This is a genomic window from Saccharospirillum alexandrii (assembly GCF_043641555.1).
GTDB classification, from domain to species: domain Bacteria; phylum Pseudomonadota; class Gammaproteobacteria; order Pseudomonadales; family Natronospirillaceae; genus Saccharospirillum; species Saccharospirillum alexandrii_A.
On the sequence record NZ_JBHZRJ010000003.1, the window covers coordinates 92,428 to 117,938 of the forward strand.

25 protein-coding genes and 1 pseudogene are annotated in these 25,511 nt (G+C 56.0%); 12 read left to right on the forward strand and 14 right to left on the reverse strand.

The window, feature by feature from the left end:
- Positions 1–9: 9 nt before the first annotated feature.
- The 3 genes from ACHUE7_RS10790 to ACHUE7_RS10800 are packed head-to-tail and all read right to left on the reverse strand — an operon-like array spanning position 10 to position 1,453.
- A complete protein-coding gene (locus ACHUE7_RS10790) occupies positions 10–714 on the reverse strand; it encodes an SDR family oxidoreductase (RefSeq protein ID WP_394169963.1) in 705 nt (234 codons plus the stop codon).
- Positions 711–1,136, reverse strand: coding sequence for a DUF3429 family protein (locus ACHUE7_RS10795; protein ID WP_394169964.1), 426 nt, complete (start codon positions 1,134–1,136; stop codon positions 711–713). Before ACHUE7_RS10795 ends, ACHUE7_RS10790 begins: the two co-directional genes overlap by 4 nt.
- Positions 1,133–1,453: a DUF6482 family protein gene (locus tag ACHUE7_RS10800; protein WP_394169965.1), complete on the reverse strand. Its 321-nt coding sequence runs from the start codon at positions 1,451–1,453 to the stop codon at positions 1,133–1,135. The genes ACHUE7_RS10795 and ACHUE7_RS10800 overlap by 4 nt, the downstream gene beginning before the upstream one ends.
- Positions 1,454–1,569: 116 nt before the next feature.
- On the opposite strand from ACHUE7_RS10800, the gene ACHUE7_RS10805 reads away from it, so the two are divergent.
- The 7 genes from ACHUE7_RS10805 (at position 1,570) to ACHUE7_RS10830 (ending at position 6,287) form a co-directional block, all read left to right on the forward strand.
- Complete coding sequence (locus ACHUE7_RS10805) at positions 1,570–2,319, forward strand: ParA family protein (RefSeq protein WP_394169966.1); 750 nt, start codon at positions 1,570–1,572, stop codon at positions 2,317–2,319.
- A 166-nt stretch (positions 2,320–2,485) separates the two neighbouring features.
- Positions 2,486–3,112, forward strand: a complete 627-nt coding sequence (locus ACHUE7_RS10810; protein ID WP_394169967.1) for an RNA polymerase factor sigma-70 — start codon at positions 2,486–2,488, stop codon at positions 3,110–3,112.
- Between the two features lie 26 nt (positions 3,113–3,138).
- Entirely contained in the window at positions 3,139–3,339 is a 201-nt protein-coding gene (locus ACHUE7_RS20650) for a hypothetical protein (protein ID WP_463558943.1), read from the forward strand.
- A gap of 320 nt (positions 3,340–3,659) precedes the next feature.
- Positions 3,660–4,025 carry a BufA1 family periplasmic bufferin-type metallophore gene (locus ACHUE7_RS10815; RefSeq protein ID WP_394169968.1) on the forward strand — a complete coding sequence of 122 codons (366 nt, stop codon included), beginning with the start codon at positions 3,660–3,662 and terminating at the stop codon, positions 4,023–4,025.
- 90 nt (positions 4,026–4,115) lie between these two features.
- On the forward strand, positions 4,116–4,982 hold the full coding sequence (gene bufB / locus ACHUE7_RS10820) for an MNIO family bufferin maturase (protein ID WP_394169969.1): 867 nt from the start codon (positions 4,116–4,118) through the stop codon (positions 4,980–4,982).
- Positions 4,975–5,742 (forward strand): HvfC/BufC family peptide modification chaperone, encoded by a 768-nt coding sequence (locus ACHUE7_RS10825; RefSeq protein ID WP_394169970.1) that lies wholly within the window; start codon positions 4,975–4,977, stop codon positions 5,740–5,742. The genes bufB and ACHUE7_RS10825 overlap by 8 nt, the downstream gene beginning before the upstream one ends.
- A 5-nt stretch (positions 5,743–5,747) precedes the next feature.
- Entirely contained in the window at positions 5,748–6,287 is a 540-nt protein-coding gene (locus ACHUE7_RS10830; RefSeq protein WP_394169971.1) for a DoxX family protein, read from the forward strand.
- On the opposite strand, the gene ACHUE7_RS10835 is transcribed toward ACHUE7_RS10830, so the two are convergent.
- The gene (locus tag ACHUE7_RS10835; RefSeq protein WP_394169972.1) at positions 6,262–7,059 is read right to left on the reverse strand and encodes a class II glutamine amidotransferase; all 798 of its coding nucleotides are present in this window, start codon (positions 7,057–7,059) and stop codon (positions 6,262–6,264) included. The two genes, ACHUE7_RS10830 and ACHUE7_RS10835, sit on opposite strands and share 26 nt — an antisense overlap.
- 138 nt (positions 7,060–7,197) lie before the next feature.
- On the opposite strand from ACHUE7_RS10835, the pseudogene ACHUE7_RS10840 reads away from it, so the two are divergent.
- Positions 7,198–7,869 (forward strand): annotated as a pseudogene (locus tag ACHUE7_RS10840) (TVP38/TMEM64 family protein); the annotation flags it as partial.
- 132 nt (positions 7,870–8,001) lie between these two features.
- On the opposite strand, the gene ACHUE7_RS10845 reads toward ACHUE7_RS10840, so the two are convergent.
- The gene (locus ACHUE7_RS10845; protein ID WP_394169973.1) at positions 8,002–9,981 is read right to left on the reverse strand and encodes a family 14 glycosylhydrolase; all 1,980 of its coding nucleotides are present in this window, start codon (positions 9,979–9,981) and stop codon (positions 8,002–8,004) included.
- A gap of 229 nt (positions 9,982–10,210) precedes the next feature.
- Between ACHUE7_RS10845 and ACHUE7_RS10850 the strand changes: the two genes are divergently transcribed.
- The gene (locus ACHUE7_RS10850; RefSeq protein WP_394170589.1) at positions 10,211–11,116 is read left to right on the forward strand and encodes a DMT family transporter; all 906 of its coding nucleotides are present in this window, start codon (positions 10,211–10,213) and stop codon (positions 11,114–11,116) included.
- A 30-nt stretch (positions 11,117–11,146) separates the two neighbouring features.
- On the opposite strand, the gene ACHUE7_RS10855 is transcribed toward ACHUE7_RS10850, so the two are convergent.
- On the reverse strand, positions 11,147–11,608 hold the full coding sequence (locus ACHUE7_RS10855; RefSeq protein WP_394169974.1) for a MarR family winged helix-turn-helix transcriptional regulator: 462 nt from the start codon (positions 11,606–11,608) through the stop codon (positions 11,147–11,149).
- 187 nt (positions 11,609–11,795) lie between these two features.
- On the opposite strand from ACHUE7_RS10855, the gene ACHUE7_RS10860 reads away from it, so the two are divergent.
- A complete protein-coding gene (locus tag ACHUE7_RS10860; protein ID WP_394169975.1) occupies positions 11,796–13,727 on the forward strand; it encodes an FAD-binding monooxygenase in 1,932 nt (643 codons plus the stop codon).
- Positions 13,728–13,825: 98 nt separating this feature from the next.
- Here ACHUE7_RS10860 and ACHUE7_RS10865 read toward each other — a convergent pair whose 3' ends face one another.
- From ACHUE7_RS10865 to ACHUE7_RS10880, 4 genes are all read right to left on the reverse strand, one after another.
- Positions 13,826–14,380 carry a hemerythrin domain-containing protein gene (locus tag ACHUE7_RS10865; RefSeq protein ID WP_394169976.1) on the reverse strand — a complete coding sequence of 185 codons (555 nt, stop codon included), beginning with the start codon at positions 14,378–14,380 and terminating at the stop codon, positions 13,826–13,828.
- A 282-nt stretch (positions 14,381–14,662) separates the two neighbouring features.
- Positions 14,663–15,574: an ABC transporter substrate-binding protein gene (locus ACHUE7_RS10870; RefSeq protein ID WP_394169977.1), complete on the reverse strand. Its 912-nt coding sequence runs from the start codon at positions 15,572–15,574 to the stop codon at positions 14,663–14,665.
- A gap of 113 nt (positions 15,575–15,687) precedes the next feature.
- Positions 15,688–16,581 carry a hypothetical protein gene (locus ACHUE7_RS10875; RefSeq protein WP_394169978.1) on the reverse strand — a complete coding sequence of 298 codons (894 nt, stop codon included), beginning with the start codon at positions 16,579–16,581 and terminating at the stop codon, positions 15,688–15,690.
- Between the two features lie 262 nt (positions 16,582–16,843).
- Positions 16,844–17,743, reverse strand: coding sequence for an SDR family oxidoreductase (locus ACHUE7_RS10880; RefSeq protein ID WP_394169979.1), 900 nt, complete (start codon positions 17,741–17,743; stop codon positions 16,844–16,846).
- A gap of 175 nt (positions 17,744–17,918) precedes the next feature.
- Here ACHUE7_RS10880 and ACHUE7_RS10885 point away from each other — a divergent pair, with 175 nt between their 5' ends.
- Positions 17,919–18,305 (forward strand): winged helix-turn-helix transcriptional regulator, encoded by a 387-nt coding sequence (locus ACHUE7_RS10885; RefSeq protein WP_394169980.1) that lies wholly within the window; start codon positions 17,919–17,921, stop codon positions 18,303–18,305.
- An 11-nt stretch (positions 18,306–18,316) separates the two neighbouring features.
- On the opposite strand, the gene ACHUE7_RS10890 is transcribed toward ACHUE7_RS10885, so the two are convergent.
- The 4 genes from ACHUE7_RS10890 to acsA are packed head-to-tail and all read right to left on the reverse strand — an operon-like array spanning position 18,317 to position 23,646.
- The gene (locus tag ACHUE7_RS10890; RefSeq protein ID WP_394169981.1) at positions 18,317–18,565 is read right to left on the reverse strand and encodes an acyl carrier protein; all 249 of its coding nucleotides are present in this window, start codon (positions 18,563–18,565) and stop codon (positions 18,317–18,319) included.
- On the reverse strand, positions 18,562–19,833 hold the full coding sequence (locus ACHUE7_RS10895) for a dihydrolipoamide acetyltransferase family protein (protein ID WP_394169982.1): 1,272 nt from the start codon (positions 19,831–19,833) through the stop codon (positions 18,562–18,564). Before ACHUE7_RS10895 ends, ACHUE7_RS10890 begins: the two co-directional genes overlap by 4 nt.
- Positions 19,826–21,862, reverse strand: a complete 2,037-nt coding sequence (pdhA, locus tag ACHUE7_RS10900) for a pyruvate dehydrogenase (acetyl-transferring) E1 component subunit alpha (RefSeq protein WP_394169983.1) — start codon at positions 21,860–21,862, stop codon at positions 19,826–19,828. Before pdhA ends, ACHUE7_RS10895 begins: the two co-directional genes overlap by 8 nt.
- The gene (gene acsA, locus ACHUE7_RS10905) at positions 21,862–23,646 is read right to left on the reverse strand and encodes an acetate--CoA ligase (RefSeq protein ID WP_394169984.1); all 1,785 of its coding nucleotides are present in this window, start codon (positions 23,644–23,646) and stop codon (positions 21,862–21,864) included. The genes pdhA and acsA overlap by 1 nt, the downstream gene beginning before the upstream one ends.
- Positions 23,647–23,984: 338 nt before the next feature.
- Between acsA and glgC the strand changes: the two genes are divergently transcribed.
- Positions 23,985–25,274 carry a glucose-1-phosphate adenylyltransferase gene (gene glgC, locus ACHUE7_RS10910; RefSeq protein ID WP_394169985.1) on the forward strand — a complete coding sequence of 430 codons (1,290 nt, stop codon included), beginning with the start codon at positions 23,985–23,987 and terminating at the stop codon, positions 25,272–25,274.
- The last annotated feature ends 237 nt before the right edge of the window (positions 25,275–25,511 follow it).

Genomic DNA, 25,511 nt, shown 5'->3' on the forward strand with positions numbered 1-25,511 from the left:
AGTACACCTCTACCAAGGTAGTAAACTTCCATCCCAGCTTAAAAAAGCGCCACTGTCTTTAGGCTGGGCGTTGTCGATTAGCTGAGCCAGCCGCTGCCCGGTGTAATCCGGGCTGTGTAGTTGGCCTTCGGGAAGGCGCTTTTGAAACGGAGCCGACAGCCTTGAATCGGTGGTGCCGGGGTGGAGGGTCAGCAGGGAGCTTTGCGGCAGGCGGTGACGCCATTCGATGGCAGTGGTGCGTACCAGCATGTTGAGGGCGGCCTTGCTGGCCCGGTAGCTGTACCAGCCGCCGAGCTTGTTATCGCTGATGGACCCTACCTTGGCTGATATCACCGCCAGGGTAACAGCCTGGTCTCGCCGGGCCCGGGTAGTGACGGCGGCGGCCAGTTCGCCAAAGGGTTGGGTGTTGGTGGCGATGGAACGGGCAAACCAGTCGCGGTCGAAGCGGGTGATGCTTTTCTCCGGCTGATGATCCGCATCGTGCAGTATGCCGCTGCAGAGCACGATGGTCTCGGGCAGGTCGGGCCCTACGGCATCGAGCAGGTCATCGGCCCAGCCGGGCTGCAGTACATTACAGGGCAGCCAGCGCAGGTGGCTCTGCCCAGTTGGCTCTGAAGGGTGGTGCTGGTGGTAGGTTCCTACCCGCTCACTCTGCTCCCAGGCCGCTAACAGGCCCTGACCAACACCGCCACTGGCACCGATGATCAGTTTCATGAAGCGGCTCCAATCAGGGCGGCGGCCGCAGGCACATGGCTGGCTGCAACACTCCAGCTCAACAGGGTACGTAGCCGACGGTAGTCGGGTGTGTAGATGGTGAAAAAGCGGTCTTTTTCCTGCCACCAGAGTACCGGGTAGGCAATGCCCAGTAGCACCAGAGCGATGGCGGGCGGCAGAAACAGGGCCAGCCAGGCGAGCAGGAAATAGCCCATGGTGAGGTTGAGTGTGCGCCGGTTCCGCCGGGTATCCTGGCTGGCACTCTGCACCCAGAGGCTGCCAGACAGAAAGCTCAGAATCAGGGCACTGAAACTGATGTACACCTCAACCCATCCTGGGTTGATAAACAGCAACAGGGCACCTGCCCAGAAAAACAGCAGGCCACCGAGAGACCAGAACAGCAGGGTTTGGGTGGGCGTCATACATCAGCCTCCGGGTTGTCGGGTTGGTGCAGGCGCAGCGGCACACGGAGGGTGTTGTCGGTATCGTCCAGGCCGATCATTTCGCCAAACGCCGACCGGTGAACCAGTTCTGCCTGATCCAGCGGTAATTGTTGCAGCAGGCTGCGCACGCCGGGCAGTGACTTCAGCTGAACCGGCCGACCTGCGTCGTCAGTCAGCAGGTGCCCGCGCTTAGCGTCGAAGAGGTGAATCTGGTAAAAAGTGCCCATCAATGCTTCCACTTCGGCCAAGTGAAAACGGGTGTTGTGCTGCCGGGCCTGCTTCAGTGTGAGTGACATTCCGGGTTCCATTAAAGCCTTCGCCTTATCTACGGATATCTGTCGAATTCGGCTTACTCTGGAGCCTTTGGGGTTATCGTGGTGTAATCAGGGTTCGGTGTTCAGGAGCCAGAGCTATGAAGGTTGTTGCGGTTCACAGCCAAAAGGGTGGGGTGGGGAAGACCTCGATCACGCTGAATCTGGCTCATGAAGCCATGACCTATGGTTTTGAGACCCTGGTCATTGATCTCGATGCACAGGGGTCAGCCACCTTTTTGCTCGGCCAGGGCAATGCTCCCAAATTGCGCGCCAAAGACTGGCTCAACGATCAAATCGACTGGAATCAGTTCATCGAAGCCACCCCTTATGACGGTGTTTTCATTCTTCCGGCGCGCAAGGGGTTGCGCAAACTCGACCGTCTGATGAGCGACGCCGTCTCCGACAAACACTTAAAACAGCTGCTTAAATCGCTCAAGTCGCAGTTTGATCTGGTGTTGCTCGATTGCCCGCCGGGCATCAATACCGTTACCGAACAGGCCTACCGGGCTGCCAATCTGGTGCTGGTGCCACTGACCCCGACGCCGCTGTGTTTGCAAAGTTATACTGATCTGGCCGACTTTACCCGCGACATTAAGACAGACCCGAGCAGAATTGCGCCCTTCTTTAATCGGGTTAATCAGCGCCTGGCGTTGCATCGCCAGTGCCTGAAAACTTTCGCAGCCGGGCAGGATTCACCGCCACTGGGCTGGGTGCGGTCGACGACACTGATGGAGCAGATGGCCGTGAACAAACGTGCTGTAACCGACAGTCATCCTGAGCACCCGGTCTCCAGAGACCTCAGTGAACTTTGGAAAGCCATCGTCCGCCGGCTGGACCTGCATCACTAACCTGTGGCTGACAACAACGTCGATTTTTTAACAGCAAACTGTAAGGAAAGTGTCGGTCTTACGACAAAGTCACATCATCCTTGTAGTCTTTGCTGTCTGAACCCTGAACCGTTCGTCACCCGGCCGGTTACAGGCAAAAACACCAAAAACATCAGGGAACCGATCAATGGGAGAGTCCGTGCTGCCCGGGGAGGCGCTGGTTGAACAGTCAGCCGCGAGCCACTTAACCGACCCCGTATTTCTCGAAGACTTGCGCCGGCAAATGCTCAAGTTTGCGGTTCTGCAACTCGACAATGAGGCCCAGGCTGAAGATGCGGTGCAGGAGGCACTGATAGGTGCCCTGAAGAACGTGGCGTCGTTTGAGCGAAAGGCCGCATTGAAAACCTGGGTGTTCGCCATTCTGAAACACAAGATTACAGACCTGTTGCGCTACCGGCAGCGATGGGTGGATGTGGAAAAGCAGTCGGATTCAGCCGACGACGAAGCCCTTCCCTCGGTGTTCGACACCCGGGGCTTCTGGCATCAGGAAGATCGCCCCAATCGCTGGGCACAGCCGGTTGAAGCGATCGACGACGCTCATTTCTGGCGCGTTTTTGAGGCTTGCCTTGAAGACCTGCCACCGGCGCAGGGCAGGGTGTTTATGATGCGTGAGTTTATTGAACTCGACAGTGATGAGATTTGTCAGTCGGTTGATATCAGCGCCAGCAACCTGCATGTGTTGTTACACAGGGCTCGGTTACGCCTGCGCCGCTGTCTTGAAGAGCACTGGTTTTGTGAGGAAGTAGCGCCATGATGAATTGTGAACAAGCTACCCGACTGATGTCTGATGGTTGTGAACGTGATCTAACGATTCGCGAGCGGGCGGCGATTAAAATGCACAACCTGTTGTGTGTCGGATGCAGGAATTTTAACGTTCAGGTGCATGACCTCGGTCGGATAGCGCGACGGTATGCTAAAGAACAAGGTGAGGAAACCACAAACAGCACCAGCGACTCAGCGGGCTCCAGCAGTAAAGAATAAGGGGCTGTGAATCGGTTTAATGGCCGTGATTGCCGACCAGTTGGTCGAGGTAGTATTCAGGTTGATGGTCTGCCTGGCTCTGGAACGGATACAGCCCGATGCCTTTACAGCTTAACAGCACCCGGTGAGGTTCGCCGCTGCAGCGAATAAACCATCAGTGACTTTATTTTTCAAATAATCCGTCTTTCTTTTCTAATCATTGTAATGAATTCCCCCTGCGCACGACTGAACAGTACGAGAACCTGATGTCACTTTTGGCTCGGTTGCCGTCCGATTAGCCCGAATTACGGGTATTGATAAAACAGTCAGGGAGAAAACCTATGAAATATACAACGTCTATTACCACAGCACTGCTTGCCGGTTCAGTTATGGCCATGTCTGGCCATTCAATGGCGAAACCGAATGATGGGTTGTCGATTGAATCTAACGCACCGGCGAACGTTCAGGAGAACTTTCAAAAGTGGATGGCCGGTGAACGGGTTGCCGGCCGGAATGACAAGTGCTTTGGCATCGCACTGGCGGGAGAAAATGATTGTGCCGCCGGTCCGGGCACCAGCTGCGAGGGGACCGCTACTCTGGATTATCAGGGTAATTCCTGGACGTATGTACCACGCGGTACCTGTGAATACATTGTAACGCCCGATGGTGAAGCCGCCTTGTCTGCACTGGATCGTAATATACCCTGAGCGACTTGCAGCGGGCTGACCGGAACAGACCGGTTTGTCTGTTGCAGCGTTTCAACTTTACAGGTCGTTACTGTATTACAGGTCGTCATTATGTCTGCTCCTGAACCAAAACCTGCCTTCCACGACACTGCGGCGGCTGGTGTCAGTCTCAAACCCCAGCATTTCGAGCAGGCGATGGCCAGTCGCTCGCATGGAATCTGGTTTGAGGTGCATCCGGAAAATTATCTGATGCAGGGCGGGCCCCGACTTCGCGGTTTGCGGCAAATTGCCGCTGACCGCGACATCAGTTTCCACGGTGTCGGTGCTTCACTCGGTGGTCCGGATTTACCAGACGCCGATCATCTGAAAGCCATTCGTCAACTGGTTGATGACATCAAACCGGTTCGGTTGTCGGAGCATGCCGTTTGGTCTTCGATCGATCAAACCTATCTTGCGGAACTGTTACCACTGCCTAGAACCCGGTCAGTAATGTCCAACCTGGTCGCCGGTGTCGATGCCTATCAGACTGCCGTGGGTCGAACCATACTGATTGAGAATCCAACCAATTATTTGACGGTTCACAGCGATATGGATGAAGCCGATTTCCTGTTGGAGGTGTCGGGCCGAACCGGTTGTGGGCTCTTGCTGGACATCAATAATCTGTATCTTTCAGCGCACAACATAGGTATTGATCCAAAGGCTTACATCAATGCACTGCCACCGGAAAAAGTTGGGGAGATTCATATTGCGGGTTTTGATGCCGATCCGCAGTTTGGCAACCGCTTGTTGATCGACACCCATGCGTCTGCCGTGGCTGGCCCGGTTTGGTCGTTACTCGACTATGCGCTGGCGCATCTCGGGCCCAAACCCATACTGATTGAGCGTGATGCCAACCTTCCGGAGTTTTCGATACTTGAGCAGGAAGTGATCAGAGCGCAACGAATGCTCGACCGCCTAACGGAGCCTGATCATGCATGACCCTTATCGCGGGTTGAGTGATTTTGTGCTGAATGGCCAGGCGAATGGGTTGCATCATGTATTTTCCGACTTCCAGCCAGAACAAATCGCCATCCTGTATCGCAATGGCTATTTACGTGCCTGCCGCGAAGCACTGGAGGCTCGCTTTCCGGCAGTCGCGTCGGCGATGGGGGAGGTCGATTTTCGCAAAGTCTGTACTGCCTATGTGCAAGCGTCGCCGCCCAGGCAGCGATCCCTGACTGGCTATGGCGCCGACTTTCCTGATTGGCTTTCCACTGAAGAGTGCTCACTAATAAACCCGGGTTTGGTTGATCTGGCGCGGCTCGACGGTGCCTGGCTCGATTGTCTGTTTGGCCTGGATGAAAGCCCTCTGACCGCGCTGCAATTGAACCAGCGTATTCAATCGGGTGATGGTTTACCGGTGTCCTTGCGCCTGCCGCGCAATGCGCATGTGGTCGCGCTGGGTCATTCGGTGTTTGATGTCTGGTTGTCCATTCGACAGGGAGAAAGTGGCGTATGGGTACCTACTCAACCTGAGCCCGGCCATGCCCTGCTCTGGCGTCCGGATATGACGGTGCTCAGCCGCCAGCTGGACGCCTGGGAAGCGCATTTTTACCTGAGTTTTCAGGCTACCGATAGCCTGGAAGAAGCCGCTGAACATTTCCTGCCGGCAACAACAAACGTTCATGATGTGCCGATAACCCTGGAACACTATTTTGCCCGGCTTATTGAGTCTGGGCTGCTGATAGCTGGAGACTAAAAACGATGAGCATTGTAGTGCGGGTTCAGCAGGGGTATCAACGTGGCACACGACTACTATCTACCTACCTGGAACCTCTGGCTTTACTATTGATGAGGCTACTGGTGGCGCGTGTCTTTTTGCAGTCCGGCCTGTCGAAATGGCATGGCTGGTTTGACTTTAACGAAACCAAATACGATTTGTTTCTCTACGAATTCTTTTGCCCCGATCCGGTTCGACCGGGTGCCTTGCTGTTGTGTGATCCGGTAACGCTCGATTACCAGAGCGGGTCTCTCACCATAGCGTTGATTGAATCGCTGGCGTTACTTGCCGGTATTGTTGAGGTGGTTTTACCTGTGTTGCTGATTGTGGGTCTGCTGACCCGACCGGCAGCGCTTGGGCTGATCGCGATGACGCTGTTTATCCAACTGGCGGTGTTCCCAACCTGGGGTCACTGGTGGAACCCAGCTGCCTGGTGGTTTGTGGTCTTGTTCGGTGTGTTTGCCGTAGGTCCTGGTGCGTTATCGCTCGACCGGTTATTCAAGCTGGAGAATCGGCGGTCGTGATCTGCTTGCCGCGATCAATCACTTCTCCCTTGCGCCACATTCGCCATTCATGAGGCTCATAACGGTCCCAGCGCTCATCCACCGTCAATGGTTCGGTGGCAATCACGCTGACCACATCGGACGGGGTTGTGACGGTGCCAAAGTCGACCGTTACATCGGCGTCCTGCAGGCGGGCGGGGCCAAAGGGGGAGCGCCGGGTAATGGCCGCCATTTTCGTGGTGCAGTAGGTAAACAGCCAGTCGCCATTGCTCAGCAACAGGTTGAAGACCCCCAGCTTTGAATAGGCATTGCTGTGTTTTACCAGAAACCGGGTCAGGGTTTTCAGGTCCACATCGCGGTCCAGCGAAGAGCGGATGGCGTTCATCAGGTCGCAGAACAGGGCTTCGCTGTCGGTTGTTCCCACTGGCTCGTAAATACCCGGGCGGGGTTCGAACTGGTTTAACTGGCCATTGTGTGCGAACGTCCAGTAGCGGCCCCAGAGTTCACGCTGGAACGGATGGGTGTTGGCCAGGCAGACATCGCCGACATTGGCCTGGCGAATGTGGCAAATGGCGATTTCGCTTTTGATCGGGTGCGTTTGCACCATGCGTGCAATGTCGGACTGGGCACTGGCCCGGCTCTCGTGAAACGCCTGGACACCCCGGCCTTCATAGAAGGCAACGCCCCAGCCATCCTTGTGCGGGCCGGAGCCCCCGCCGCGACGGGTTAGCTCGGTAAAACTGAAGCAGAGATCAGTTGGGGTATTGGCACTCATACCCAAAAGTTCACACATGACGGTAGCCTTCCAGCCAGCAAACAAGGTGCCTGAAGTGTACCAGTTGGCTAATGGCCCGTCTTCAGGGGGCTCTGAATGGCCTGAGCTGATTGTAGGAAGTTGAACCCGATACATTTTAAGAGAGAGAAACAACTCGTGAAAAAGAAAGTTTCGATTGTTGTCGTGATTGCCACGGCCATCATTGCGTTTTTTGTATTCGACTTGCAGCAATGGCTGACGCTGGAGGGCCTGAACGCAGGCCAGGCTCAATTTGAAGCCTGGCTGAATGAACACCCGTTTCTGGTCAGCGCCGCCTACTTCGGGATCTATGTGATTGTGACTGCCTTGTCGCTGCCGGGTGCCACCATCATGACGCTGGCCGGCGGTGCCTTGTTCGGACTTGCCTGGGGTCTGTTACTGGTGTCTTTTGCCAGCACGCTGGGGGCAACACTGGCGTTTCTGGTGGCGCGCTACCTGTTGAAAGACGCTGTGCAGGCCAGGTTTGGTGAGCGCCTTACGGCGATCAACCGGGGTGTTGAAGAAGAGGGCGGTTTTTACCTGTTTACACTGCGCCTGGTACCCGCCTTTCCGTTTTTTCTGATCAACCTGCTGATGGGCCTGACACCGATCAAAGCCTGGACTTTCTATTGGGTGAGCCAGGTGGGCATGCTGGCAGGCACTCTGGTGTATATTAATGCAGGCACCCAACTGGGTCAGCTGGAAAGTCTCTCGGGCATTCTGTCTCCCAGTTTGCTGATTTCCTTCACTCTGTTAGGTCTATTCCCGCTGGTGGCCAAGAAGGTAATGACACTGATTCGTGCACGGCGGGCGGCGGGCTAATGCCCGGTTCTGTTGGTGACAGTTTTGCAGGCAATCGTAAATAGGCGGGGAATCATTTTCTGAACTCGAAAAAAGGGGCGCAAGGCGCCCCTTTTTAATGGACAGGCTGGTTAATGAAGATCAGAAGTCTACGAACTGAACGCTGTTGCTGTTCCGTTCGAACACATTGATTTTACCGCACTGCGCCATATGGTTGCCCGAGCTGTAAGGCGTACTACTCTGGCTGATGCTGCCTTCCCAGCCGGGCCCGTTTGAGATGTAGCTTTTCAGTTCAAACCAGCCATTGACGGTGTTTGCGCAATCCATTTGCACATCCAGCATCCAGTAGTGATCGCCGTAGCTGTTCAGTGCGGATTCGCCGTAGCCATCGACCGGTACGGTGCGCAGTGGCCCCCAGCTGGATGGCCAGTTGTTGGTGGTCCAGTCCATGGCGGTGCCTTCGGCGCCGGCACCCTGGTTGGCTTCAATGCCATACCAGTCTAGGTACAGGTCGCCACTTTTCCAGGAAGCCGTGGTGCTGTTCAACAGGTTGTTGTGTTGAATGCGAAGCGCGCACTCGGTGTTCCATGTCTGGCAATTACGGCCGAGGTTGGTGTTCGCATAGTTGTGATCGATGCCACCGCGAATGAACATATCCTGACCGGCATCAGTAGGACCGTACATGAAGATCACCGTGCGCTGGAAGTCGCCGGATTCCTCGACCTGTAAGTAGTTATTGATGAATTGCTCATAGCGGTACTGACCCGTGCCACCGGTAGCCACCTGATTGATGCGCAATACCGTCATGCCACTGTAGCTTGCGTAGTCGAAGGCGTTCTCGATGTTGTCCCAGCCCGTGTCGGTGGTTGCACCGCCAGCCAGTGCATTTTCACCCTTGATCGGTACGCCCTGAGCTTCGGCTTCTTCGGCCACCCAGAACACCAGTGTTTGTGCCAGCGACTGGCCGTTGCCGTTAGGGTCATCGTTCATTTCAAGGGCGGTAAAATGCAGCACGACACCGCGCGGTTCGTTCTGGTAGCTCGCGACGACACCGACGATGTCGGCATAGCCATGGCCGGTTGCCGGGCTGTTGAGGTCGATGTCAGATGGAATCAGACCGGCGGCAATTTCTGCGCTGCGCCGCGTGTTATCGGTGGCTGACATTTTCCAGTGAATGCCCGGGATTTTCATGCCCAGCTCAATGTCGGCAAAGGCACCGTCGAAGCCGGTGAGGGCCGTATCCATCATGTTATAGCCATGGCCCATCAGGCTATCGTGGTACCAGCGCACAAAATCACGGCCGTATTGCGTGTTGACGTGTTCGCCACTGGTGACGAAATTGCCGGCGTTGGCGGGTGGGTTGATGTCATTGACCTGGCCGAGTGAAAAACCCCAGGCGTTGTTAACCCCCGAAAGACTGCCGTATTTATTGATCGCCCAGTTGCGAAAGTCTGACTTGGCTGGCTCGCTGTAAGACTGAAAACCACCGCGCGTGGGGTAGCCGGTACCGGTGTCGTGGCTGTTGTAGGATGGATAACGCAGTTCGCCCGCAGGCCCCATGGAGATGTTGATTTCGTCGATGTCACTGGCCAGGTAACTATAGCGCGCCTCGAAGGCTTCCATAAATTCCTGGTATTCGCTGAGCACGTAGCTGTCGGCCCATAACGAGACGGTTTCAACGGATTCGTTGCCCTGCTCGCTTTTGTAGCGCAAATCGGAGGCTGATACCGGGTAGTGATTCCAGATCCACCCCGGGATCGGAATATTGCAGGTATCGCCCACATTACCGCCGCACTGGTGAAACGACATGATCGGTACGATATCCAGGCCTGCGTTGGTGATGCGACCGAATAAATCGTCGTAGTAGCCCCAGTCAAATTGCTGGTCACCGGCGCCTTCTACCTTGCCCCACCAGACATCGACCGAAACGGCTGTAACCCCCATGGCATTGGCTGTGGCCATCTGGTTTTCAAAGGCGCCGTAGTTATCGACTTCTAGCGGCGCCATGACGTTGGCGGATTGCGCCATATCGGCCAGTACCGGTGCGGAAACTGCGCACAGGGCGAGAGTAGCGCCCAGGGTACAGCCTAAGATGGATCGGGAACGCTGCGTTGCGTGCATGATGTTTGCCTCTTTTTGTTGTTGTCGGTGAATGGATTAATGTTCCTTACTGCCGGATAACCCAGCCTGAAGTATCCACATTGGGCGTGCGCTGTAATCCACTTGGGGGGCGTAATTTGAGGGGGGTTGGGTATTGGAGGGGGAGTCGGGCTCAGTGGACTCCCCGGCAGCGCCCGGTTATTGTGGCCGTCCGTTATCGTTCTATCTGCCTGATTGCGTTGAGGAAACCATGCCGCTGTTGTATTTCCTGGCCCCGCTGGGGACTGTACTGATCTGGTCTGGCAACATGACCATTAACCAGTTGACGGTTGGGGCGATTGCGCCCAGCAGTATCGCTTTTTTGCGCTGGTTGCTCGCCTGGCTGATTCTGACACCGCTTTTCTTGCCCCAAGCCTGGAAATACCGGGCGACGATCCGCCGCGAATGGCCCAAACTGGCCTTTTTGGGGTTGCTGGGCATGGCGCTCTGGCAGGGGCTGGCTTATGTGGCGGCCGAAACCACCTCGGCCACCAACATGGGCATTCTGGCAGCCATGGTGCCTTTGCTGACCGTGCTGCTCAGTGCCCTGATTTTGCGTGAACCACCTACCCGGGGCGGCATTCTGGGTGGGTTGGTCGCCCTGATCGGGGTGTCTGTGTTGCTGGGCCGGGGTAACCCGCTGGTACTGTTCGATCTGAATGTAGCGGCGGGCGATGCGCTGATGGTCGTTGCCGCGACCTGCTATGCCCTCTACGGCGTGATGCTTAAACGCTGGCCTTTTGATCTGCCCCCCTGGGTGTTGCTCTATGCCCAGGTCTGTTTCGCCGTTTTGTTTCTGTTGCCCGGTTATTTGCTGGGGCCGATGACGCCGGTAGATGGCAGCAACGTCTGGCTGATTCTCTACGCGGGCATTCCGGCGTCCATTGTCACCACCTTCTTGTGGATGCGCGCCATACGCCAGATAGGCGCCAGCCAGGCCAGCATCTTCATCAACCTGATGCCGCTGTTCAGCGCACTTATTGCCATGGTGTTTCTCGGTGAGCGTGTGGCTTTGTTTCATCTGGTCGGCGGCGTACTGGTGCTGGCCGGTGTGGTGATGGCCCAGACTCTGACGCAGCCGTTCGGAGCACCGGCTCGCACCGGTGATCCGTCTTAACACGCGCGTACCGATAGAAACCCGCCAATACTAGTCGGTCTCTTTCAAAGGAGCCCGGCTCATCTGGTTAACCCCGGCTGTCGCTTTCTGCAGCAGCCTGACAAATTCCGCCTGTTCACCCGGTTCGAGGCCACTGAGCATGGTCTGCTGTGCCTCCTCCACCGCCGGCCCCAAACGGTGCAAGGTGGTTACTCCCAACTCGGTCAGCTTTAGAACCCGGGCTCGGCGGTCTGTAGCGCTGACTTCCCTGACCAGATACGTCTTTTGCACCAGTCGGTCTACCACGCCTCCGATGGTGGTTCGGTCATAGGCGATCAGGCCCGCCAGGGTTGCCTGGTCGATGCCCGGCTGGGCTTCTATTTTTGCCAGGGCGGCATACTGCACAGGTGTGAGGTCGTAGCCCAGTTCTGCGACCCGGGCGTGAAAGATGGCCACTGATGCTTGATGGTAGCGGCGTATCAGGTGTCCGGGCATGGTGTTGACGTCGGTCATTCAGGAACTCTCATTCAGGAACGCACAATAAGGCGATAATTGACAAGTATACTGATGATCAGCATACTGACTATATTGTTTTATAGATCAAGACACAGGGTGTCACCGTCCGGTCAGTCTCGTTGTGAGGCTGAACACGGGTCCAAAAAATCACAGAGAAGCCGAGAATAGGCGTTGGGGAGGGGGTATGCAATTTCATCTGGATGGGTTTAATGCCGGAGATCCGCGGGTTCAGGCGCCGTCAGAGTCGGCGAAAACCAACCCTCAAACCGATTCCCTGCCCGAGCAGGTCGATGTACTCATCGTCGGGTGCGGACCGGCTGGGTTGACGCTGGCCGCCCAATTGGCCGCCTTCCCGGATATTCGCACGCGCATCATCGAGCAAAAAGAGGGCCCGCTGAAGCTGGGGCAGGCTGATGGTGTCGCCTGCCGCACCATGGAAATGTTTGAGGCCTTCGGCTTCAGTCGTCGGGTCATGGAAGAAGCCTACTGGGTCAACGAAGTGACCTTCTGGAAGCCGGACACAAAACGCCCGGAACACATCGTACGCAACGGCCGTGTGCAGGATACCGAAGACGGATTGTCCGAATTTCCGCATGTCATTCTGAACCAGGCTCGGGTGCATGATTTTTATCTCGAGGTCATGAAAAACAGCCCCAGCCGATTGGAGCCAGACTACTCGCGTAGCCTGGTAGACGTTGAGGTCGACCGTAAGGCAGCGGATTACCCGGTAACGGTTCGCGTTGCCAGAACCGATGCGGCGCATCAGGGGGAGGAAGAGATCGTTCGGGCACGCTATGTCGTCGGCTGTGATGGCGCCCGCAGTGCAGTGCGCAAGTCGATCGGGCGGGAACTCAGTGGCGATTCAGCGAATCAGGCCTGGGGTGTGATGGACGTTCTGGCGGTAACTGATTTTCCGGATATACGGCTCAAGGCGGCGATTCACTCGGCCACCGAGGGCAATGTGCTAGTCATTCCGCGTGAAGGCGGCTATCTGGTGCGGCTTTATGTGGAACTCGACAAGTTGAACGAGAACGAGCGGGTCGCTAGCCGTAACATTACTGTCGATCACCTTATTGCTGCAGCGCAACGTGTTTTGCATCCGTATACGCTGAATGTCAGAGAAGTCGCCTGGTGGTCGGTTTATGAGATCGGGCAGCGCATCTGTGACCACTATGACGATGTTGCGGGCCGCTCAGACTGTCAGGATTTGCCCCACGTGTTCATTGCAGGCGATGCCTGCCATACGCACAGCCCCAAAGCCGGGCAAGGCATGAATTTCTCGATGCAGGATACGTTTAATCTGGGCTGGAAACTGGCCTCGGTACTGCGCGGCCAGTGCACTCCTAACTTGCTGCACAGCTATTCAGCTGAACGCCAGACAGTGGCACAGGAATTAATTGATTTCGACCGAACGTGGGCGAAGATGTTCAGTGACCGTCCGTCTGAAGGCGGAGGTGAGGGGGGTGTCGACCCGAAAGAATTCGAGCGCTATTTTGTCAGGCAGGGCCGGTTTACGGCTGGCACGGAAACGCACTATCAGCCTTCCCAGATTTGCGCAGAGGCAACGCACCAGCATCTGGCCCAGGGGTTTATCATTGGCAAACGGTTTCATTCCGCACCGGTAGTACGCCTGGCGGATGCTCGACCCTTGCATCTGGGGCATGTGGCTCGAGCCGATGGTCGCTGGCGGCTATATGCCTTCGCCGGTGAGATGGATAGGGCGGGGGCGCAGTCTGGCATAAGGGCGCTGTGCGAGTTTCTGACCGACGCGCCGGAGTCGCCAATCAGGCGATACACACCTCAGGGTGAAGACATCGATTCGGTGTTTGATCTGCGCGCGGTTTTTCAGTCGTCACACCGGGAGATGGCGATAGATTCCATGCCCACCCTGTTGATGCCCCGCAAGGGACGCTACGGTTTAAATGACTATGAAAAAGTGTTTTGCCCGGAGCTGGACAGCGGGCAGGATATTTTTGACCTGCGTGGCATCAATCGGGAGCTGGGGTGTCTGGTCATTGTTCGTCCGGATCAGTATGTTGCCCATGTATTGCCGCTGAATGATCATCAGAGTCTGGCTGAGTTTTTTGCGGCATTTATGGTGGACTTACAACCGTGACGAGGCACTTCACTTTGGCGTTGCCCACAGCGCAGTAGGGTAACGCCGACAGCAACTGCCTCATGGGACCGGATGAAACGCATGACGTTACGCTGTCGTTACTGCTGCATTAGTTGCCGGATCAGGTCGTTGAACTGCTGGTTCGCCACGTCCGCGAAGAGTGGGTCTTGACGGTGCTCAACCCGATCCAGGATGGTCTCGCTGGCAGCGTCATCCAGGGCGTTGATGTCTTTGAACACGGTTTTCTCTTCACGTTTCAGGTGGTTAAGCTGCAGGGAATGGAACTGATCCAGAGTCTGCTGGAGCCTGTCCAACGGAACGGCCTCACCGAGATTGATGGCATTAAGCAATGTTCTGACTTTACTAGCACTGTGTTCCAGCGCTTCGTGCTCTTCCCGAATGGCATCCCTGGCAACCGCATCTCCGCGTTTATGTTCGTCAAGATAGTCGAAACAGGCTTCTTCCAGTGGGTGATGAAAGCGATCCGGATAGTGCTGGATGTAGTCCATGACATCCAGGATCAGCGCGATATCGGGTTTCTCGGTTCCCGCCTCCTCACGCGTACTGTACAGCGCTATCTGCCGCTTCAGCACATCCAGCACTTTCACCAGATTCCGGTGATCTTCTTTTAATTGGTCGTAGAGCTTCGTCATGACAGGTCTCCGCAGGCTGTTTCTAGCCACACTACGCTCTGACGTGAGTGCCGGTCATGATCTGCATCAATGGAATGACAGAGCCTGAATCCGGGTGACCAGAGGGCCGTCTATAGAGGCTGACCTACCAAACATTAATGATATTTGTACGCATAATTATTAAGGTTTGGTTTGATGGCAGGCTGACTTACTACATCATTCAAATGGCAGGCACTGCAGGTACCTGCGCAACCACAGCGGTAGAAAACATCGTGAAGGTGGCGAGGGCGATGATCAGTCGTGTCATCGTAATAACCCACTATTAACCACATCATCCAGCATGGCGTTTAAGGCCAGCAGACCGCGGGCACGGGACCAGTTGCTGCGGTCAAACCGATACACTTTGTTATTTTCTACAGCAGCTAACGAGCCCCACAAAGGGCTTTTTTCCCATGCTGACAGGGGGTTTTGAGTCACCTCTTCTGTGGCTTCGAGGACAATAAGAATATCCGGATTTAAAGCCAATAAGCCTTCAAAATCGACATTGGCGGAAATGGCATTGGTAGCAGGGACAACGGCATTGTCGAAACCGAAATCACCCAAAATGCTGCCCATAAAGCTGGTGCCACCATGCGCTGTAAACCCGCCGGGGTGGGATACTGCAATCACTATGCTTTGACCTTGGTTCTGGTTTGATGCGCGCACGTTTTGGTAGCGCCGTTGGTGCTCGGTCAGTTGGGTGTCGGCCAACGGACGCTCGCCCAACAGGTCGGCAATTTGCTGGTATTGGTTCAATATGTCTTCGTAACTGCCCCGCAAACTGTTGAACACCAAGGTGGGCGCGATGGCGCTCAGATGGGGGTAAAGGTCGGTATGGCGTGTTAGGTCAGCCAATATCAAGTCTGGGTTGGCAGCAGCAATGGCTTCTAAATCCGGTTGCGCGCGCGTGCCCACGCTGGGAATGCCTGCCATGTGCACTTCAAGAATCGGTAACGGTAAAGCATCGCGGGACACCGCCACAGGTTTAACGCCAAGATTGAGTGTGGCGTCCATGTAGCTGAATTCCAGAGCAACCACAGCACTGACTTGCCCCGGCACGCAGGTGGTACCCAGTTCGTGGTTAACGGCCGTTGTGTTTTCCGGGCAGGCAGTGGCTAAAGCAGGCAAGGCACTGCTCAGGGTGATCGCGGCGGTGATGAGCCATGTTTTTATCATGATGTTTTTCTCTGTATACGTTACTTATTCAGCAACGAGGTTGCGTTTCAGGGGTATTTTTTTCGTCGTTCTCATCATTGGTTCTGATTGATTCCCGCGTGAAAATTTGCCCATTAAGCTGACTGGGCGTTGTACTGGTGCTCTAGGTAGTGACTCAGGCGTTTATCCCGTTCTTCCTTGGGCAGTAATACACAGGTTGAACAATAGTTAGCTGCATCGCTGGTGTAATAGCGGCAGCAGCCACCCCGGGCACGAAAGTGTTGTCTTGCCAGAACGTTTTCCGGCGAGCGTTTGTCTTTTAAGGTGATTTCGAAAAAGCCGGTTTGCCGGTTGAACAATGGGGAGCCGGGGTGCTTTATCAGTGCCAGGGCTTCTTCCCGGGCGTGTTCTTCCACACCAGACTGTCGACCGATATTGAGAAACGCGACCGCCAGTGCATCGGCTACCAGGCGCCATTGTGCTGCCTTGCTCAGGCGGTGCAGTTGATAGAGTCGTTCGATAAGCGGTTGAAAGAGGCGTTCTATTTGCCGGCGCAGCAGATCCTGCAGGTCAGCCTGGCTACTGACCGGAATGGCATGGTTAATTAAGGTGCGGGGGGCGTAAGCCCAGCAGTCTGAGCCGAGCAACCGGACTTCCAGTAATTGATAGGTTCCGCTTGCTCCGTTTTCTTCCCAGTGAACGTCGTATTTCATAAACGCCAGATTATCGCTTGCCAGAGAGGGCACTATGCCTTCGCCCAGGTACAGGGCCGCGATGGCCGTCAGTAAATAGTGAGCGGTGTCGCCAACCAGGAAGGCGACCTGACCTTTGGGGTCAAGGCCGGGGCATCGCCCGGCTTCATGGCGCATCAGGGCAGTACGCCATTCACTGTGTTCAGTGATCATTTCATCGAAGCGGCAGCTATGTTCCGGCTGCGTGCCATAGCTCACCTTAAGGCCGTCGAAGCGGTTGCCGAGCTCATTGATACAGTCGGCGAAGGATGCAGGAGTGACGGTCGTTGTGGTCATTTGGGTAACTGACGGTCCAAGAGGGATTCTGCGGCGGCTATTACAGTCGAACGCTGCTTTACGCAAACAGTAATAAAAATGCAACTCATTATCAAGTGAAAAGAATTAGCAGGAGGTTTAACGGTTGTTAGGCGACGTCAGTAACTTGGGGAATAGTGCGGAGGATTGTGAAGTCTGCTGCAAGCAAGGCCTCCTGCCTTGCGGTGAACGACACTCCCTGTCGTTTATAAATGGCCGGAAGCAGTTGCCACTGCTATCGAGATCAGGACGCTGGTGTGAGGAGCGCCCGGTTCTGGCTTAGCCACTCCTTCAGCGTTTGCGGTTCACGCCCGGTCAATTGGTGAAAGTCACTGGTGACCTCTTCTACGCCGCCCTGGCGAGTGTTTGTATCGAAGCTTGCAAACGTTTTGGCCAATACCGGTAGTAAACCCGCCTGTTCGAGCCCGCCTGTTTTTTGTTCGTCGGTAATTGGCACCACCACAATGGAACGTGCGCTGATGTCGCTGAGCAGAGTGGCCATTTGCGCGGTGGTGAGCGCCTCTTTGCCCGTCAGGGTGTAGGTGCGGTTGTTGAAGTCATTCTTCGCCAGCGCTGCGGCGGCGGCCGCTGCCAGGTCGGCACGGGCAATGTTCGCAACCCGGCCGTCTCCAGCGGCGGTGAACCACTGACCCGACTCCAGGATGTGCCCGGTTTCCATCAACAGGTTTTCGAAGTACCAGCTGTTGCGCAAGATCGTCCAGCTCATGGAGCTTGCGGCAATAAACTGTTCCGTTTTCAGGTGGTCACCGGCAAAGGTAATGGCCGAGCCTTCGGGCTTGGGCATGGAGGTGTACAGTATATGCCGTACCCCGGCCTGTTCCGCCGCGCTGACGGCCAGCTTGTGCTGAGCCAGGCGTTTGCCGGCTTCCGCCAGTTCGTCGGTGCTAACGAGCAACAGGCGATTCACCCCGTTGAAGGCTGCGCTCAGAGTAGCCGGGTCGTCGAAATCCGCCTGGCGTACCTGAATGCCCTGATCGGCGAACTCTTTCAGGGATTCCGGGCGTCGGGTCAGCGCGATAATCTGGTTCGCTGGAACGCCCTGCTCGGTCAGTAAGGCATTGATGACCAGTCGGCCCAGTTGGCCTGATGCGCCGGTGACGGCAATGGGGTAAGTGTCTCTCATGGAAAAAGCCCTCGTGTCTTGCCAAATAAAGGTTACGTTTACCTAGTAGGTTACTTTATGATACTGCCTTTCCCGGGCGGCGGAAGTAGGGTGCTGAAGGTCACCTGGTTACTGCCAGGTAACCTGGTGACAGGCCATGGAATACCAATGAACTGAATAACGGTGGATTGACCCGATGGGCAAACGCAAACTGGAACACGAACCCCTGAATCGAAACTGCCCGATTCGGGATGTGCTGGATCGGCTGGGCGATCGCTGGACGGTGCTGATCCTGATGACACTGGGCAACCAGACACTCAGGTTTAGTGAGCTGCGCCGTCAGATCGTTGATATTTCACCGCGCATGCTGGCGCAGACGCTGCGTCATTTGGAGCAGGATGGGCTGGTCAGACGAGAGGTGTACCCCACCATTCCGCCCAAAGTGGAGTACTGCATGACCGGGCTTGGCCATTCATTTTATGAACACTTACAGCCCATGGTGCAATGGGCCGATAAACACCATGACGAGGTACGCCAGGCACGTGACCGTTTTGTCGCTCAGGAACGCTACCAGGCGCTGTAGCTTACCGGTGCTTAAGCCGGATGTTTTTCCAGGTAAGCCACCAACTGAGCCAGGCTTTGCAAGCGGGCGAAATCGGTCTCGGGGATGTTAACGCCCAGTCGCTTGTGAATAGCCGAAGCAAGATTAAACGAATCCATGGAATCCAGGTCGTAGTCATCTCGCAAGCTTGCATCGTCGGTTATCTCATCGGCAGACAAGTCTGGTGCGACGCGGGTAATTTCTTCGATCAGGGCGGTTCTCAGTTCATCACGGTTCATCATGATTCAGGTTCCTGGTGGGCAGGTTGATTGAGCTGCTCGGGGTCTTGCAGGGTCTGGTTGATTCGGTCGAGAAATAAGCCGCCACGATGGCCATCACTAACCCGATGATCGGCTGCTAGCGTCGCTTGCATCACAGGGCGAACCGCCAGCGCATCGCCAATGGCCCAGGGGCGTGAACTGACCTTGCCAAACCCCAGAATGGCGACCTGCGGCGGGTAGATGACGCCATAGACGGAGTCGACACCCCGCTCGCCCAGCGCGGTAATGGTGATGGTAGCCCGGGTCATTTCCGAACTGCGCAAGCCGCCCTGGCGGGCACGTCGGGTCAGGTCCTGCAGGTTTGTCATCAGCTCCGCCAGGTTGAGTTTGTCGGCGTCTATGAGTGCAGGTGTCATCAGACCGGCACCGCGTAAATTAATAGCGATACCGAGATTGACTGAAGGGCTGGGCTGGTAAGTTCCCTCCTGAAAATAACCGTTCATTTCCGGAAAATCGCGCAGGGCATTGGCGACGGCTTTGAAAATCAATGCGGACATCAGCAGCCGCTTCTCCGGTGTCTGGTTGGCGTTATATGCCTCAAGCCAGCGAGTTGCGGCCATCATATCTACAGCCGTGGCCAGGTAGTAGTGAGGTATTTCCCGTTTCGAGCGTGCCATGGCTGCGGCAATGGCTTTGCGCATTTCGACTGGGTTAAACCCGGCGTGAGATTTTTCGCCTTTTGGTTCTGCTGCGGCTGGCGCTTGCTGAGCAGTGGAGGTGAGATCGCCTACCAAAATGGCTCCCTGCGGTCCACTGCCCGTTACGCCTGCCAGCGACTGGCCGGACTGCGCAGCGCGCTGGCGAGCCAGTGGGCTGGCTTTCAGTCGTTCCGGTGGTGTTGTCGGGGTCTGCGTGATTCGATCATTCTTTTCCGTTTTAACCGACACTTCCACCGCAGGCTTGGCACTCGGTTCCAGCTGCCGGTCAGCTTCAACGGAGGCGTTCGGCGCAGTTTCCGGTTCGGCGGGTGTCTGGCTGGCTGGCGCCACGCTGGCTTGGGTGGCTAAACGTGCGATGGGGCTACCAACCGGTACGGTGGTGTCCACGGGTACATAAAGTTCTTCCACAACGCCTTCTTCAAATACTTCCACTTCAATGGCACCTTTGGCGGTTTCCACCACGGCAATAACGTCACCCCGGTGAACCGTGTCGCCGGCTTTCACCTGCCATTCCACCAAAACGGCCTCGTCCATATCGGCCCCGAGGGAGGGCATCAGGAAGTCACTCATGGCCGCCTCGCAGCGTTGCTTTGGCGGCTTGTACGATAGCCTCGACCTGGGGGAGTGCCGCCACTTCCAGGTGAGCAGCGTAGGGAATGGGCACCTCTTCACTGGCGACTCGCCCGACCGGCGCGTCCAGCTCCCAGAACACCTTATCCATCAGAACCGCACTGACCTCAGCAGCCATGCCGCCGGTTTTCCAGGCCTCCTCGATGACCACAGCCCGGTGCGTTCGAGACAGCGATTCGACCAGAGTAGCCGTATCCAATGGCCGCAGCACGCGCAGATCGATCACCTCAGCATCGATGCCTTCCTGGCTCAGTGCGTCAGCGGCGGCCAGCGTTTTATTCAGACACCCCCCGTAGGTGATCAGGGTAATGTCTTTGCCGGGTCGGCGTATGGCCGCCTGATCGATGTTGACGCCCTGTGGGCAAGGGGCCAGTGTGCCTTTGTCGTTATACTGAGCCGCATGTTCGAAAATCAGCACCGGGTTAGGGTCCTGCAGTGCCGACCAGAGCATGTAGCGTGCGTCTTCCAGTGTGGCGGGCGTGAGTACCCGCAAACCCGGTACGTGAGCGTACCAGTGTTCCAGGCTGTGTGAATGTTGAGCGGCCAACTGACGGCCCGCTCCGGTCGCCATGCGAATTACCAGCGGAACATTGAACTGGCCGCCGGACATATGCAGCAGGGCTGCCGCGGTATTCACAATCTGATCCATGGCAAGCAGGCTGAAATTGACCGTCATGATTTCAACGATAGGGTGCATGCCACCGAGTGCCGCCCCGACGCCAGCGCCGGTAAACCCATTTTCAGACAACGGCGTATCGCGTACCCGCTGTTCACCGAATTCAGCAAGCAGGTCATGGCTGACCGCGTAGCAACCGCCATAGTGGCCCACGTCTTCACCCATCAGGAAAGCGCGGTCGTTGTGTTGCAGCGCTTCTTGCAGGCCCAGGTGACAGGCTTCGCGATAGGTGGTTTCCATGGGCTCACTGTTGGCATTGGGCGGCGGGGTTAACGGATTGTTCGCGGGCAGGGAAACGTGCTGTTTCAAGGTGGCAACGGATTCCCAGGGTGAAGACTCGGCAAAGGTAACGGCCGCCTCAATCTCTTCGGCGACGGCCTCTTCCATGCGTTGCAGGTCGTCCGGGTGCAGCAGCTCGTTGTTGTCCATCCAGCGGGTCAGCAATACGATCGGGCCCTTGTCTTTCCAGGTCTCAACTTCGGCCTTGTCGCGATACAGCTGGGGGTCGAACATGGAGTGCGCGCGGAAACGGTAGGTGTGGCATTCTAGAAAGTGCGGTCCGGTTCCCTGACGAATGGCTTCGACCGCACGCCGGGATGCAGCTTCAACGTCGACCACGTTCATGCCATCGACGCGCTCAGCTTTTATCTGATAAGCCTCGGCTTTGACATACACATCCCGTTGCGACTGGGACAGGGACAGCGCCGTACCCATGGCATAGTTGTTGTTTTCACACACGAACAGGACAGGCAATTGCCACAAGGCAGCCAGGTTAAGGCTTTCGTGAAAAGCGCCTTCAGCCGCAGCCCCTTCACCAAAGAAACAAACGGTTACCCGGTTGCGCCCTGCCATTTTATCGGCCAGCGCCAGGCCGACCGCCAGTGGCAAACCGCCACCGACGATGGCGTTACCACCAAAGAACCGTTGCTGCGCATCAAACAGATGCATGGACCCGCCACGGCCTTTGCTGCAACCGGTTTCCTTGCCGTACATTTCAGCCATCACCTTGTCCATCGGCACGCCGCGCAGCAGGGCATGGCCGTGCTCGCGATACGTCGCTACTACGGCATCGTCATCGTTCAGGGCGCGGGCGACACCCACGGCCACGGCTTCTTCGCCGATGTAGAGATGCAGGAAACCGCGAATTTTCTCCCGGGTATAGAGTTCCGCACACTTTTCCTCGAACCGGCGTACGCGAATCATCTGAAACAACAGGTCAAGCAGATGATCGCGCGACAGCCTCAGTTTACGACTGGGATCCAACTGGCCTGGCAATGGTTTTGCAGTACTCATCAGCGCGACTCCTCCAGTGTGGACGTATCGCCTTCGGGCAGCCCCAGCTCGCGTGCTTTCAACAGGCGACGCATGATCTTTCCGCTGCGGGTTTTGGGAAGGTTGTCGCGAAACGCAATGGATTTGGGTGCGACGGCCGGGCCGAGTCGCTTGCGTGCCAGGCCCAGAATGTCCTGCGACAGTTTCTCGTCGGCTTCATAACCCGGTTTTAATCCAACAAAGGCTTTGACCACCTCACCACCGACTTCATTGGGAATACCAATAACACCAGCCTCGGCAACGGCTGGGTGTTCCATCAGCACACTTTCGACTTCAAAGGGCCCGATCAGGTGCCCGGATGACTTGATGACATCGTCGGCCCGGCCAATAAACCAGAAGTAACCGTCCTCGTCTTTTCTGGCCAGATCACCGGTAAAATACCAGTCGTCAACAAAGGCTTTTTGGTAGCGGGCGTCTTCATGCAGGTAGCCGCGAAACATAGAAGGCCAGCCGGCTTTCAGAACCAGCTCACCGGTTTCATTGGGGTCAGTGATCATACGCATCTCCCCGGCCTCCGAGCGTTCCGCAATGGCGGCTTCAATGCCCGGCATCGGTCGGCCCATGGACCCGGGCTTGATGTCCATGCTGGCGTAGTTGGCAATCATGATGCCGCCGGTTTCGGTTTGCCACCAGTTGTCATGAAACGGCAGGCCCAGGGTTTCAAGGCCCCAGACAACGGCCTCGGAGTTCAGGGGTTCGCCGACACTGGCGAGAAAGCGCAGAGAGGATAAATCGTGCTGCCGGGCCAGTTCAGGGCCGTACTTCATCAGCATGCGAATGGCGGTTGGTGCTGTATACCAGACGGTCACGTGCTGATCCTGGAGTATCCGGTACCAGCGTTCGGCTTCGAATTCGGCTTCATCGATGATCAGCGTTACGCCATGGCACAGGGGCGCGATAATGCCGTAGGACGTACCCGTCACCCAGCCTGGATCCGCAGTGCACCAGTAAATGTCCCGGGGGTGAAGATCCAGTGCGAACGCGGCCGTCATGTAGTGTGCCAGCACGGCCTGGTGGACATGGATAGCCCCTTTGGGCTTGCCCGTGGTACCGCTGGTGAAGTGCAGCAATGCCATGTCTTCCGGGCGGGTCGCAACGGTTTCGAATTGCGGGCTGCTGTGCGCCAGCAAAGGTTGCAGAAAGACGATTTCCAGCTGGGTATTGTCTGGCGAATCCAGAGTATCCGGAGCGTCGAGCAGAAGGATATAGCGTAACGATGGCGACTGGGATACCCAGCTTGCCAGCTTTTTCCGGTACAGCCTTGCCGTGGTCACAATGGCGGTGGCATTGCCAATGTCCATTCTCGCCTGAATGGGTTCCGGGCCGAAGGCGGAGAACAGGGGTGAAAAGACACATCCGGCCTTTAGCGTGCCAAGAGCGGCCATGTAGAGGTCGGGTGTGCGACCACTGAGACAGAATACCCGGTCGCCGGTTTGCAGGCCCAGAGATGTCAGGGCACTGGCAAAGCGGTTGGCCCGTTCCCACAGAGCTGAGTAAGTGATCTCTTCGGGTTCGCTGTGGGGTTCTTTACTGAGAAAACGCAGCGCAACCTGATCTTTCGTGGCAGTTAGCTGATGCCGGTCCAGGGCGATGCTGGCAATGTTGAGGTGCCCGGTCGCAGCGGACACGTTCAATGCGTCGCTGGCCTGCTGCCACTGGAATGAATCTCGAACAGCTTCATAGTTGCGCAGGTTTGGCTGAATGCTATCGCTGGCTGTTTGCTTGGACACGATCGGATAGGTCATGGTTGACGCTCCGTTGGATCCTGTCTACAACCTGATGGCAGGAAGGCGAATGGAAAGAGCCTGTTCAGTCTAGTCTTAACACAGTGCCAGGCGATGATCTGTGTCAATTTTATGGGTGAGGTTTACCCTGAAAGCAGCCATTCGAATCCAGACGTAATATTGAACAATGTTTTAGTTACGTAACGAATTTAAAGCTTGATAAGTATCAATAAGAGGTTCATTAAAGCCGCTATGTTTAACGACTGAACATTGCCTGGGTCTGGTAGGTAACTGCTGCATCTGTGACCGGTGGTAGGCGCTTACGCACTTTATCAACAACGAGTTTGGGGCAGTGTGGTATGCAAGCAAGACGATCCAACCAGCAGGGAAGAGCCTTGGCAGAGGAAAGCCTGGCACTGATTCTGGCCGGAGGGCATGGCACCCGGCTAAAGAATCTGACTCGCTGGCATGCCAAGCCGGCGGTTCCCTTTGGAGGGCAGTTCCGGACCATTGATTTTGCATTGTCCAACTGTTTGCATTCAGGTCTGAAGCGCATTGGTATTCTCACCCAGTACAAGTCTTACTCGCTCAATTGTCATATCCAGCGTGGCTGGAACTTTCTTAATAACGGCATGGGCGATTTCGTCGATTTGCTGCCAGCCCAGCAACGTTTAGGTGATGGCTGGTATCAGGGAACGGCGGATGCGGTTTATCAGAACCTGGATATTATTGAAGAATACGCTCCCACCTATGTGGTTATTCTCGCCGGTGACCACGTTTATAAAATGGATTACGGCGACCTCCTGTTGCATCACCAGTCATCAGGTGCCCCGATGACGGTGGCCTGCATTGAAGTAGACGTGCAGGCAGCTCAGGGGTTTGGGGTGATGGCCATCGATTGGAACAACCGGGTGTTTGCATTCGATGAAAAACCCCGTGATCCCAGAACCTTGCCTGGTAAACCTGAACGTGCGCTGGCGTCTATGGGAATCTATGTGTTCAATACAGCCTTCTTGATCGAACAGCTCCGCCAGGATGCCAATGACCCAGTGTCGAGCCATGACTTCGGTAAAGACATTATTCCCAGCCTCATTGATCAGTGGCCAGTCAACGCTTACCCCTTTGTGAGTAAAAAAGGCGAGCCCGCTTATTGGCGGGACGTCGGCACCCTGGATCAGTTCTGGCAAGCCAATATGGAGTTGCTCGGTGATTGTCCGGCCATGGATTTGTTTGACCGGCACTGGCCCATCTGGACTGCGCAGGAGCAGTTGCCGCCCTCCCGTTTTGTGTTCAACTCTGAACGGGGCTCGCACGGCCAAGCCACCAACTCTGTGGTTGGTAACGGGTGCCTGATAGACGGCGCAACGGTCGAAAACAGTATCATTTTCAATGATGTAACGATCAATGCCGGAGCCCGCGTCAGTGATTCGCTGATATTGCCAGGGGCTTATATAGGCAGCGACTGTCATTTGAGCAGAGTCATTGTTGATCAACGCTGCGTTATTCCCAGAGGCACCGTCATCGGTGAGGATGCTGTGAAGGACGCGCTGCAGTACACCCTGTCGCCCGGCGGAATTGTACTGGTATCCTCTTCCGATTGTGGCCTGCCGGTGGTTGAAAATCGATACCGGGTGCCAGCGGTCGTTTGAAGCGAAGCCTCTCTCCTGCCCGAATACCGGGCTTTATGGTGCCCTCCCGGGCAACTCAGCCCTGTCCTCCCCTTAAAGTGAACATTAATCGTTGATGATGTTACTGGCATTTGGCAGGCATTGACTGGCACAATCCAGAAGACCCTGTTCTGCGCTTGCTAAAGGCTGGTAACTGCTTGCAAGGGGTACACAAGTGAATGGTTGTGACAACGAGGTGTGCATAGCACAGATGGCTTG